General features: G+C 51.7%; 10 protein-coding genes. 3 read left to right on the forward strand and 7 right to left on the reverse strand.

Going from position 1 to position 13,191, the window contains the following annotated elements; genetic code table 11:
* Positions 1–31 precede the first annotated feature (31 nt).
* The 5 genes from AC1AYD_RS07980 to AC1AYD_RS08000 all read right to left on the reverse strand — a co-directional run bounded on the left by AC1AYD_RS07980 (position 32) and on the right by AC1AYD_RS08000 (position 6,411).
* A complete protein-coding gene (locus tag AC1AYD_RS07980) occupies positions 32–1,906 on the reverse strand; it encodes a glycosyltransferase family protein (protein WP_476532996.1) in 1,875 nt (624 codons plus the stop codon).
* 123 nt (positions 1,907–2,029) lie between these two features.
* A complete protein-coding gene (locus AC1AYD_RS07985) occupies positions 2,030–3,892 on the reverse strand; it encodes a DUF6020 family protein (protein WP_476544939.1) in 1,863 nt (620 codons plus the stop codon).
* Positions 3,889–4,167, reverse strand: coding sequence for a hypothetical protein (locus tag AC1AYD_RS07990; protein ID WP_476532998.1), 279 nt, complete (start codon positions 4,165–4,167; stop codon positions 3,889–3,891). The genes AC1AYD_RS07985 and AC1AYD_RS07990 overlap by 4 nt, the downstream gene beginning before the upstream one ends.
* Positions 4,168–4,421: 254 nt before the next feature.
* Complete coding sequence (locus tag AC1AYD_RS07995) at positions 4,422–4,745, reverse strand: acyltransferase family protein (RefSeq protein WP_476532999.1); 324 nt, start codon at positions 4,743–4,745, stop codon at positions 4,422–4,424.
* A gap of 43 nt (positions 4,746–4,788) precedes the next feature.
* Positions 4,789–6,411, reverse strand: coding sequence for a hypothetical protein (locus AC1AYD_RS08000; protein ID WP_476533000.1), 1,623 nt, complete (start codon positions 6,409–6,411; stop codon positions 4,789–4,791).
* A gap of 228 nt (positions 6,412–6,639) precedes the next feature.
* On the opposite strand from AC1AYD_RS08000, the gene AC1AYD_RS08005 reads away from it, so the two are divergent.
* On the forward strand, positions 6,640–7,710 hold the full coding sequence (locus AC1AYD_RS08005) for an acyltransferase family protein (RefSeq protein WP_476533001.1): 1,071 nt from the start codon (positions 6,640–6,642) through the stop codon (positions 7,708–7,710).
* Positions 7,711–7,734: 24 nt separating this feature from the next.
* The gene (locus tag AC1AYD_RS08010) at positions 7,735–9,291 is read left to right on the forward strand and encodes a hypothetical protein (protein WP_476533002.1); all 1,557 of its coding nucleotides are present in this window, start codon (positions 7,735–7,737) and stop codon (positions 9,289–9,291) included.
* A 118-nt stretch (positions 9,292–9,409) separates the two neighbouring features.
* Here the strand turns inward: AC1AYD_RS08010 and AC1AYD_RS08015 are convergent, their stop codons facing one another.
* Positions 9,410–11,239 (reverse strand): hypothetical protein, encoded by a 1,830-nt coding sequence (locus tag AC1AYD_RS08015; RefSeq protein WP_476533003.1) that lies wholly within the window; start codon positions 11,237–11,239, stop codon positions 9,410–9,412.
* Positions 11,229–12,185 (reverse strand): glycosyltransferase family 2 protein, encoded by a 957-nt coding sequence (locus AC1AYD_RS08020; protein WP_476533004.1) that lies wholly within the window; start codon positions 12,183–12,185, stop codon positions 11,229–11,231. The genes AC1AYD_RS08015 and AC1AYD_RS08020 overlap by 11 nt, the downstream gene beginning before the upstream one ends.
* A gap of 275 nt (positions 12,186–12,460) precedes the next feature.
* Here AC1AYD_RS08020 and AC1AYD_RS08025 point away from each other — a divergent pair, with 275 nt between their 5' ends.
* Positions 12,461–13,141 (forward strand): type IV toxin-antitoxin system AbiEi family antitoxin domain-containing protein, encoded by a 681-nt coding sequence (locus AC1AYD_RS08025; protein WP_476533005.1) that lies wholly within the window; start codon positions 12,461–12,463, stop codon positions 13,139–13,141.
* The last annotated feature ends 50 nt before the right edge of the window (positions 13,142–13,191 follow it).

The raw sequence follows: 13,191 nt of genomic DNA on the forward strand, positions 1-13,191 counted from the left end.
CAACGGAACCGGAACCGTCCGTTCAGACCAATCAGTCCATGTCCAGGTAGCGCTTCCAGTAGCCGACCGAGGTCAGCTCGGCACGGGCAGCGGAGTACTCCTGGCGCAGACGCTCGATGTTCTTCTTGTAGTACTTGAGGTCGCGGTGGTAGCGCTTGGTGATTTCGCTATAGCGCTTGGCGTCCTTGACGCGGATGGCGCCCTTCTTGTTGTACCAGTCGATGACGATGAGGTACTTCTTGTTGTGGATGGCACCGGCCGGGTAGGACCAGCCGAGCACGGGCAGGACCGCATAACCCTTGCCTTCGCTCTTCAGCACGCGCTGGCCGTTGTCGGTGGCGTAGTCCTCGAGGCGCTCGAACAGGGAGCGCGGGCGGTCGCTATCGACCAGCTGACGGTCGATTGCGGTAATGTCGAAGTCGGTGAGGCCAAGCTCGTTGGCCTGACGCTGCACCTCGTCGAACGAGAACATCTTCTCCTTGTTCTTGTTCGCCTTCATGAATGTCTTCTCGGCGACGCCCGGCTGGGAGATGAACTTCGGGCCCTTGAGGAAGTCCTCGAAGGCGTCGAGGCAGAGTTCGGCGTTCGCGTAGCCGAACTTCTTGAGCTCCAGACGGATGTTGTTATGCAGCTCGTACATGAAGTCGGAGTGCGGAGCGAAGCCGGTGGTGCACTGGGCGATCATCGTGTTGCGGGTGGTCTGGTAGCGTTCGACGGCCGCGTTGTAGCGCACGTGGAACGACATGTGCCAGATGCACAGGCCGTTCATCGTGATGAGCTCCTTGCCGCAGCGCACGCCGTATTCGGCGTCGTCGCAGCGGACGAACACCGGCAGCGGCAGGCCGTTGTCCTTGATGACGCTGATCGGGATGCAGCAGTACCACCACGCGGCGTAGCGCTGGTTGTTCTGCTGGACTTCGGCGGGAACGCGGAAGGTCTCGTTGTAGATGATGTCCTCGTACTTGGTCATGCGCAGCGGGGGCTTGGCCGGGGCGAAGGTGCCCTGCGGGGTCATGTAGCCCGTGTCCTCCCACTGGTCCTCGCCGATCTCGTAGTTGAGCATGGCGCCGCTGATCATCGCGTCACGGTATTCGGGCTTGAGCAGGCGCAGCAGGTTGTAGGTGCGCTTGATGCTTTCCGGGGAGACGGCCACGTCATCGTCCATGAGCAGGATGTTGGTGGCCTGCGGCTGCTGCTCCATCGCTTCAATCATGCCGCGGGTGAAGCCGCCGGCACCGCCCACGTTCTGGTTGGGGCGGACGTGCACGTGCTCGTCGCTGAGCTTTTCGGCGTCGAGCGTGCGGCCGTTGTCGATCACGTACATGGTGAAGTGGTCGGCGATCTCCTCGCCGGAGCCGAGAATCTGCTTCTTGACGAGACCGATGTTGTTCTCGATGAAGCTTTCCTTCTTGAACGTGGTGGTGGAGAGCACGAACTCAACCGGGTTCAGCTCGCCCGTGTATTCGAGCGAATAGTAGCTGTTGCGGATGGCGACGCGGCCTTCAGTGGTGATGGAGAAGCCGACGAGGACGGTTTCGGCGTCTTCCTGCAGCTCCAGGTCGACGGTCTGCCACTCCTCGGAAGCGGGCACGTCCGCAGTGACGGCGTCCACCGGTTCCGGATGGGCGGAGAACACGCCGCCCTTGGTCTGCAGCACATGGGCGGCGGCGCCCTTGAGTTCGAGGTGGAGGAAGAACTTCGTGGCCTTCGTGTACTTCTTCAGTTTCTGCACGGACAGCGAGTTGAAGTACGTGGAGAAGTCGTACTCGCCCTTGTCGTACAGGAGCCAGGAACCGTCCGCCTCGTTCTCGAGGACAGCGCCTTCGGCCTTGCAGTACAGGGACGGATAGCTCAACGAGCGCGGATTGTGCTCGAGCAGGATGTTCGCGAACTTGATTGTGGACATACTCACCTCATCTACTCACATAACCAAACACCACAAGCATAGTCGAAGGCCCATATTCCGGGACTGGACGGTTTTCGACGGACCGCTTTCGTCAGGGGCGAGCAGAGCGGAACCGAACAGAAATCACTGTTCGCTTTCCTGCCGCGCGTCACCGGCACGCTCAGCATGAAGCAGCGCGATGTACACCGGAATCGTGTATATCGCCCACATGATGTACCGGGAGGCTGTGGGCTTCAAAGGAATGGAGATCGCATTGGGGAGCAACGCGAGCAACGACCAAATCAACGGGGCTCCGACCAGCAGCGTGTAGGCGACACCATACCGCATTCGCGTGTCTCCGCGCCTCCTCAGTGTGCAGAACAGCAGGAACAACGGGAGAATGAAGGACCAGACCGCCGTGTACGTCGTCCATTTGACGACCGGCATATTCGACATTTTGCCCCATATGCGTGCCGCCACATCCTGACCGGCCGTGTTCGAACGGTATTCCGGCATCTCGGCGAACGACGGGCTAATATCGTTCGCCGTCCTCAGCACTATCTGATTGGCGACGGCGTCGTGCGCGATATCCGCGTAACGTTCCACTCCCATAGGGCCCATTTCGTTGCTGGGAGTCCGTTTCAACGCGAACCAACCGGATTCCAAGGCCGCGAATCCGTTGATGTAGCTGTCGGGATGACGCGCGCCCTGTGCAAGCCACACCTTGCAGTATCGGCCGATATAGGAGGAATCCCTCAATGACAGGTGGATCACGTTGTCGGCAAGGTACGGGTTGTACACCTGCAGCATCTGCGCCGTGGGGACCTTGTTCAGCGAGTCGATGACCTCACGTTCTTCGTCGGAGACATCATCGGGATAGTCTGACACGTATCTGGCCGTCATCTGCATGGGGACGACCAGAATCTGATTGGCGTCTTCCTTCTTGATGTTGAGGAATGTCCCCGCCAGCATAGGGAACGCCACCTGTACCGCAAGCAGGACGGTCACGCCGAGTGCGGCGGCGATCGCGCGCAACAACGCCATGGGACCGTCGTAGTCCTCCCGTTTCCGGGCGAAGACCAATCCCAGCAATGACAGCGCGGTGATATACGTTCCGGTCATCGTGGTCAGGGCGGACCCCAAGGACAGCACGATGAATCCGCACAGGAATCGAAGCGAACGCAATGATTCCAATCGTGTACGGCAGGTCTCGACGTACATCAACAGCCAGGGAACGGCGAAGACCGCATGCAGGCTGTCTTTGACCAACGACATGAAGAAAACCGGCAGTGCCGGGAACAACGCGAAGAACAGGTACAGCAGAACGGACGCCAGTCGGGACGCCCCGACCTTGCGCACATACAGCACGCAGGCGGATAGTGCTACGCACAGCAGTACCACCTGCGCGGTGACGAGAATCGACAGGCCAAGCTGGTAATCGCCGAACCATGCGGCGGTCGTTTTGACGAAACCGCCGAACACCAACGTATCGAATACAGGATGATGGGCCGAAATCACTCCAGCGGGTTGCTCCACCGCGGGAATGCCGAAGATCTGCGCAATCTCATCACCGGTGTCGTACCACATCAGACCGGGGTATAGCAGCACCACATACGGAGTCCAGCAGAGCAGCATCGTTATGGACAGTATCGTGCCGCGGGCAATGACACCGCAGCGGGCCCAAGCCGCTGATGCAACCCGGCCGATTCGCGTTTGCCTCCTGCTGGCATGCCGGCCAAATGACTCCCGACCGGACAGCAACATCTCGCCCAGCCAGAACACGACGAGCAAACCCAATGCCATTATGATGAATCTGCGCCAGAACGCCGCATCGAACGGCTTCACCATTGCATACACGGCGGCATTGTCCGCGACCGCAATCACTCCCGCCCCGATGACGCATACCAGTACTTGCAAAGGCTGAGGCAGCGCCATTCCGGTTTCGGGATTATCTAGTGTCTGTCGAATCCAATGGCTTCCGTCCCGGTGCCGCCCGTCAAACTTCATCCTGCTATTTCTCCTACCTGCTTCTTCGCTTTCGCTAGATAGGGGAAGAATAACCCATTGATTCGTGGGATGCAGAACAATATCCAAGCGAAGAACACGTCCACCGCCAGCGCACCAAAGATAGACAACACGAAGTGAGGACCCTCACCGTATTGATTCATGGCCATGCTGAGCCCATCGAATCCGACGATTGCCGCAACCCAGATAATCACAGCAACCGCGACAATCCACCAATAGACTCGAATATAGTCGACGAATCCGTGTTGTTTTGCCAATACACCCAATAGACGAAAGCAGAAGCCGCCATTCCTGATTGGATACCGAGCGGCAGCCAGCACACCCGTGCCGAAGCATAGCCGACAATGAACAAGCCAGATATGACAATTGACGGATACTTACTTCTGTATGCGAGATGGACGAACAAATGTGCCCAGAGCAGGCCAAGCAGGAACCACAGTGCTCCGATACGGAACGGAACAGGCCACAGATAGTTCCCGAAGTCGCCTGCACTGTAGTATGCAGCCGCCGCTCAACCCTTGAAAGCACGCTCGGCCCCGGTGCGAAGAATAAATGCACCGGTCGTGTTGATCACGACAATGGCCAAAGCAGTAATGGCATACGTGACAATGAGCTCATGACTCTCCTTCCTCCATCGGAACCCACGCTTGGGATGCATGAAGTAACCCGATATGATGAAAAAAGACATATGAAACGTGAAACGGGTATGATACAACGCAATCGCGATATCATTGTGCGGAACAAAAGTATCAGCTATAAGCACACTGTGACCTAAAACAACAGCAAGAATAGCAATATCTTTAGCCACATCATAAAAACGAACCTTAGCATTCATGCCAACCGCACATCATTAACATCTTGAACTTGGAATCCAACCGTCAAGAAGAACGGTTTCTTGATTTTAGGAGTTTGAATTTAGCAACGACAAAATCGGAAATCACACATAAACCACCGGCGGAGTAAATTAACAATATTTGCGCAGCTGGCATAATGTACTGAGATTTCGCCTCCCAAAATATATATATAAAAGCGACTCCCAAGCAAGTAATCAATGGAACCAGTGATTCAATCTCAATATCCTTTCTCCTTATCAGCAAGAACGCTACAGCACCAGCGAAAGTCAGAAACTGAACTGCATCCATTTCAACCCAAATGATTTTGTTGAGATTCCCATAGTATATGGAATGGAGAACAGGCGACATAGGCCGCTTCGCCATCACTCCAGGCTTCTGCGGCCCTTCCGAGTTCCAGTTGCTGTTCAACAGAGATTCATAGCTCGGTTCCGCCCATTCCAAGGTAATCTTCTTGCCCATAAAATCGGACGCATACTTTGGGTCAGAAGAAAAAACCTTCCACGTATTAAGCAAGGATTGCTTTGAATCACGCACCGCCGTTCCTGGATTATACTGGTCTCCGGACCACTGCCACACAAACCCGTCATAATACCCCGGAGCCCCCGGCAAGTTCGGATACCGGTCAACCCTCAAACCCATTGCAATCCAAGCGATCTTGGACAGACCATTATCGGTAACCACATGATAACGAGCCGAGACGGCGGCATTAATACCAGTGGAGCATAGCACATATATAACAAAAGTAGCCACACAAGCGAAAAGATCGGCAACCCTTCGCCTTTTTACTGAAACAACAATCCACGCAATGCACATCGCAAATAAGACGACAATCATCGTTGATTTCAGTAGGATACTAACTGTCAACAAAACAGCACTACAGACAATTTTTATTTTCCTAGGATTTTTAAAATAGTAAAGCTGAATCAGCAAAGCGCCGATGGCAAACGGGAAACCAACCGGATTACCATATGCAAAAGTAGAATAGAACACAGCAGGCAAAAATGCCGCGCAAAGAAGCACCGTGGCATTGGACGCCTTATTACCAAAAGCGACCAGAGAGTACTTAGCCAACAGGTAGCCCGATGCCGCAATGCAAATCGAATTAATCAACTCAACGGCGACATAAGCATTGTCCCCAAATATGTACACACATACTTTCAAGAATAAAACATAGGAAATTTGATACGGATAGCGTTCCATATACGAACCATGAGCCCAAAAGGAATTGTAATCATGACCAAGCGTAGTCGCCGCACCAAACAGATCAAGGGAATCCCAATCAGGCCATGTATTCGCTAGCACAAACCAGAAAGCGGAAATGAAAAATAGATAAACCGCCAGATAACGCAGCATCTTCTTTGCATCGCATTGTTCCAACACGTTATAGAAATTCAACAATGCCATGACGACCAGCCCAATGAGCGACCCCAGAATGGTGGTTACCACCGCCGATGTTGAAACCGTATACTCGGTACCCGGCCTTCCGTATTCCGGGTAGCTGACCGTCACCAACAATGACAGAATGCCAATACAGGAGAACACTGCAATGGCAATCCATATAAAGAAATAATTGGCGAATTTACCAAATACGGTATCAGCATACCTCGCGGCGACATCATGCAAACCTTCGTCTCTCAAATCTCCCATTGCTCACTCTCCAGTACGTGGTCGCACGTTATCCTTCGAAAATCCATCGCAAACAAATCCACAACAGATGGCTATGAACATATAGCGTAATAGACACCCTCCCCATACGCTGTAGAACGCATGGCGACACCCACCAGCCTAATCAAACATCCAAATCCGATTCGGCCAGGCCCAATGATAGACTAGATTAGTTTTTATGTTAGTACTTTCAATGCAATAAGGATATTAATGAAAACGAGAATACGATATTATGACATTGCCAAGGGTATTGCCATACTCGCAGTTATCATTGGTCACAGTATTCTCATTTCCGACGCATTCGCCCCACAAGGGAATTTTGCGGAAACGATTTATCATATCTGCTTCACATTCCACATGCCCCTCTTCTTTATTATTTCCGGCTACTTTATGCATCCCGAAAGACCATTCAGGTGGGGCAAGGAAAGTCGTGAATTGCTAGCCACCTACGCCCTGACAGCTATCGCGATTATTGTAATCAATACTGCACTGGCGCACTCACGCCATATAAGCTTCAAACAAACATTCGCCGGATGGAGCGCGGCAGCCTATTACGGGGCCGGCGATTTTGCCAACAACTATCTATGGGATGTTCCTTACCGAATCGGGGCGCTGTGGTTCTTACTTGGGCTCTTTTGGGCTCATCTGCAAGTACACATGGCTTACAAAACGAGGTTCCCTTGGCTAATCGTGCTCCTATGCTTCATCGCCGGATATTGTTCCGCCAAGGTCTTCTGGTTCCCGCTAAGCATTCAATCGGGACTCGCGGCATCTGCATTTGTATACTGCGGCGTGGCATTAAGGCGATATGACGCTTTCAACACGTTACGGCGACCTACACCCCTTTGGCTTGTTTTCGCCGTCGTTTGGATTGTATCAATAGTCACATTCCAAGGGTTCAGTATGGCAATGAACCAATACGGCAGAGGATGGCACTTCGTTGTATCCATACTTGGTGCAGTCAGCGGCACATTCTGCATTCTTGGCATTTCCATGCTTCTGGATCGCGGAGTCGATTCGATAGCAGACATATTCGCACGATTGGGACAGAACAGTCTTGGTATCCTATGCGCGCATATCCTTGAAGACGATACCGTACCTTGGGAGCGGCTGATTCCATACTTGGACATGCACCTTGGAAACCCCCATGTCATATGGATGCTGGTGCTTATGTGCCGAATCTGCTTCGATCTGGCATTCGCTTTCCTGCTGTTCCATATTCCTCAAGTCAACACACTGTTCTTCCCATATCTACAGTCAAAAAAGAAACTCGCCCAATAAACAAGACACGGAAAGGAGAATAACATGGGGAAAACAATGGACTCCATTGTTGAATATCTGCTACTGGCCGCTCGAATCTGCATTGCCATCGCAGCAATAGCAGTAACCGTAATCTCACTGATATGGACAGTGTCCACGGACTACGGTGAATCGATATTCACTTTCTCGACCAGCTCATGTTGGATCGTGGCACTTTCCGCTATCATCTTCATTCTGTTACTGACCTTCACTCCGTTTATTGATACCCTCGCTACATTGGGAGTGAAGCGTCTAGCCATAACCGCCGGCCTAATCTCGGGTCTTATGTCTATAATTTGGGTATTCGCCGCAAATGTAGGCGTGGTTTGGGATTCTCTTGATTTGTGGATTGCGGCAAACGAACCAAACGCCGTGCAATGGGAGCATGCGGGTTATCTGGAACGATCCCCCTATCAGGCATCGATGATTGTCGCACTGAAAATCTGCCAATGGCTCGCTGGCTCAAACGCCCTACTGCTGTTTCAGCTGGGCAACGCCGTATGTGTCGGAGTAGCGTCTTGGACGGTAGTGCATCTCGTCCATGAGTGGACTCAAAGTGACCGCGATGCCTCAATCGCTGCAGTACTGCAGGTCATGTTCCTTCCGCCGGTTCTTTATACGACTTTCGTATACGGAAATCAATTTGCACTTACGTTCGTTCTTATTGCATTCCTGCTTCAGACGATAGGATTCAACAAGAACAAACTTTCCTGGCACTGCCTGTCGGCGCTTGCAATACTTATTGCCATCATCGCCAAAAGGACCTTTACCATCGCGGTGGCGGCACTCGTTCTGTCCTGGCTCGTATATGCGCTCAAACGAAGGAACGCAAAAATCGTCATTCCAGTAATCATTACCTTGGCGCTGACACTCACCATCCCCTCCGCCATAGATTCCGCGATCCTTCGCAGGCACGGAGCCGACTCCAACAATGGTCTTCCCAAAACCACATGGCTGGTCATCGGACTGGGAGCCAACAATAATGGCACGCTCGGCAAGTATCAGCAACTGGGCATGTTCGATGGATTCACCGCGAAGATACCCACGAACTCATATTCACCGGAGCGCCAGGCGGAGCTGAACAAAAAACTGATTTCGCGGCGACTCTCCCATTTCAAGGACGATCCGCTGGATGCAGCTCATTTCATAGCGAAGAAACTGGTCTATGAATGGGGTGATCCGACTTATGGATCAATCATAGCTTCCAATTGGACTCGTGGCACTACGCCTCCCATCAGCGATCGTCCCAAAACCGCCATTGCCAATTCCGTATATGACGGAAAGCTCCACACCATCATTGTGTATTTAATGGATGTATTCGCTACAATTATTTCCCTTGGCTATCTAGTAGCATTCCTGTCTAAGAAAAACAGATACGAGTTTTGGGGAATTGCATTTTGCGTCACCGGGGGATTCCTACTGTATATAGCGTGGGAAGCGAAAGGCCAGTACACGCTGCCCTTCGTTCAACTCATGATTCCATATGCAGCAATTGGTATTCGACTTCTAGCCGAATCTCTCACAGGGGTCAAAAACAAAATTATTCAGCGGAAGATAGCATAAACCATTTTATGCCAAACCAATGGCTGGGATGCCGCGCCCCTATCGCGTAGCACCCCAGCCTTTCATATACCCACGGCATTCAATTAAACAACGAAATAATTGAAAACTCAACCTTTACCTACGCAGATCGGCAAGCAAACGGCAACATAAGTACGAGTCGAACAAAACGTTTTCCCACAAAAAGGAGCATTAAAGCACAAATTGTGATGACAGAAATTGTTTCTGATATACGCCAAGACAATGGTTCAACATAGGAAATATGCACCCATCCGGCATAATCATCAGGCAAATCCAATTGCATCAACCTGTTTGATGTTTCACGCAATGTAAGCGTACGACCGAAATCAGTATCAGCCCGATAATTGGGATACATAAGCAATGGCAACGTTACGCTACCACTCTTCGACGCCGAAATATACAAATCGATTGTCCCATCCTTTTTCACATACTTTTCTATACGAGCATTGCTGCTCTCAGGGTCGCCAAGGTGTGAATCAAGGTACGAGACATCGAACTTCTCAGGGAGATATTCACCATTTATTACGCCATATCCACTCATCTGAGCAGACGCTACAGATGGGAACTTACCGCTGGGCTCGGATCCATGAATCCAGCTACTTGTAGCGAACCCGGCCTCCATTAGAGCAATACATACAATCAGCGCACCTCCCATACGGGCTATGCGCATATAGGCTGCATTGGAGTATAGGCAAAATAACCCAGCACAACAAACCACTATCAGTAAGACGGATACGCCACCAAGGAAACGCCACGGGAATTGAATAGAAGCAGCAAGACTAATCATCTCATTCCATATAGCGAATCTACTCAAGTGCCAAGGGAATAGAGTCGACATTAGAAATAGTAACGCCATGCTGATTGCAAAAGCAATCAGACCGATGCGGAACATACGACATGACTTCTTCCGGCAAATAACATCGCCAAGAACAATTACCAGAATAAATACTGCCATGCCGAGCAACAGCGCCCATCCGAGCGCCAGCGGCATATCTTGCGCCACCTGATTAGGATCACGTCCACTAGCACCTGTCATAGGAGGAAGAAACATGAACAGCTGTGCCGGCTGCACCAGACTACTTGCCGCTACGGATATTTTCTCGGCATTATCCAACGACAGGACACGCATGTCGACGTTGTGGTAATAATCCAGGAAGGGCACTACATACCACATGCAGAGACCTATCGAGCATGCGGCGGATAGCGCCAGCTGTTTCCATACATATCTTGTGTGATTCACATAGAGTCCCACAATCAAGAAACAAAGCATCGTCACGGCTATGAGCAGGACACTAATTACGTGCGATAATACGATACCTGAAATCCCCAGTGAAGTCCACAGCCAAGGATGCTTACTGGAGCCGGAATATATAATCGCATACCACCCATATAAAAGCACCGGGAAGAAGAATAAAGCCGTGTATTCACCAACGGCTGCGCGCAAATACACGTCCACCAAACGATAAGGAGACAATGTCCATAGAGCACTGGCAACGCACGCAATTAACGTGGAGTCAAACACCCGTCTAACAATTACAAATGTGACGATGACTGTTGCCAAATTAAGTGCTAATACAAATAGTTTGTATGCGGACCCAATGGACAAACCCAGTATATGCAATATTGCCGATGGATACAGGAATATGTCCCCATACATAATGGATAGCGGATACCCATATCCATCAATCTGTGAATATTGCATGCGAACAGGGAACTGCCCACTCTGCAGTGCGTTCGCAATCCCTTGAATTCGATAGAGATGAAACAGCAGATCCTGCCCTTGTGTCATAGGCAGATATGTCATAAACATAGGGATATCGGCGACAAACCACACTATCGCCAAGAATAGTACGACAATACGCTTCCACTGCCTCATCCCGCAGGCAGGTAAAACCATTTCACAGGATGCTGCCTGCTGCTCATTTGACAATATGCTGCTCCTGCACGAGATAATTCGGCCGATGCTTGGTCTGCATGAACACTCGTCCGAGATATTCGCCTATGATACCGAGACTCAGTAGCTGGATTCCACCAAGGACCAGTACCACCACCATGGTCGACGCATACCCCGGCACATCAACGCCCCATGCCAACGTTCTAATCAAAATCACAATCGCATATACAATTGCAGCAAAGGATACGATGCCGCCCGCCCATGTAGCGATCTTCAACGGCATGGTAGTAAAACTTGTGATGCCATCCATTGCCAAGTGGAACAGTTTCATGTAATTCCACTTGGTCTTTCCTGCTACACGCTTATCGCGATCATAAAGAAACTCTATTTTCCGGAAGCCAATCCAGCTGAAAAGCGCCTTCGAGTTACGCTCGGATTCGTCCAGTCGCTTCAACGCATCGATGCACTTGCGATCCAATAGGCGAAAATCACCGGTATCCTTCTGAATCGCGACACCAGACACCTTCTGCAACAAGTCATAGTACCAACGGCTCGTCGCCTTCTTCAACCAGCTCTCCCCTTCACGGGAACGGCGCCGGGCATACACGTCATCGTATCCCTGCCTCCACAGCTCGGCCATCTGCGGAATCAGCTCCGGAGGGTCCTGTAAATCCGCGTCGATAATCACCAAACCATCCGTATGCACATTCTCGATCCCGGCATACATGGCTTTTTCCTTGCCAAAGTTACGCGACAGGAAGATGTACTCCACATACGAATGAGTCTTTGCGTATTCGCGTATCAACGCCCGGGTATCGTCCTTGGAACCATCATCCACGAACAGCAACGTATACTCAAGATTCTTCGCGTCGGCAATCAACGAATCCATACGCTTGAACAATAGGGGCAACGATTCCTGTTCATTGAAGCAAGGAACCATCACCGTCAGCGAACGCCTATCCGTGGAGTTCTGAATATCCATATCCCGCACTACCTCACTCTGTCAGCTGAAAACTCGCTCCCGTCAAGCGGCATGCGCACATTTCATGAACGGTACACCATAGTAGCCCATCTCCGACGGTTATCCACAACGAAGCGCAAAGACCGCGCTCGGTTGGAGTAGTACATATCACCGTGCCGTCACTTCCAGAGCATCGGTGTCGTCGATGCCAACCGCTTCGCCTATATGAAGCGCCACTAACCCTCAACAGTAAGGAGCATGCTTGGATTGTATCCTCATAGGGATACAATCCAAGCATGAAGAACAAGCCAGCATTCCAAAGACTCGCCCCTCTGATGGCGACGCAATGGGGACTGGTGACCTCAGCTCAAGCCCGACGTTTCAACGTTTCCCGCTCGGACCTTTACAAGCTTGAGAGGGCAGGCAAACTAGAGAGACTGCTCAAAGGGGTGTACCGCAACAACTCCGCCCCGTCGGAACAATTCGAGGCGATACATGCCGCCTGGCTGTCTCTATACCCGCAACAAACGGCCGAGGAGCGGCTGCAGGATTCGATTCCGGATGCAGTAGTGAGCTCCCATACCGCCGCGTGGCTGCTTGGAATAGGCGACTTCGTTCCGGAACCCTACTGCTTCAGCACCCCCATGCGTAAGCAAACCCAACGCACCGGTATCATGCTACGCACCAAAAGATACCCACCTGAATCACTGACGAACCGGGAAGGGCTGCCCGTAACCACCATCGAACAGACCACCGCGGACCTCGTCGCAGAGGATACGGACCTCTCGCTTGTCTCGGATATCTTCCTGAACGCCAGCAAGGAGATGCTCGAAAACCTCAACCGCTCCTATCTTGCGGAACTCCTCGCCCCTTACGCCAAACGTAACGGCTTCCCAGAGGGGGATGGCGAAAAGCTACTGCAAATATTCCCGACCACGATGCACAAACCATTGTGCGATGGAATCATCACAATCTGAAATGGAGTCACGACTGAAACTCCGATGTGGTGGTGCGATGACTCGTCACC

This window comes from Bifidobacterium sp. LH_426 (assembly GCF_056356875.1).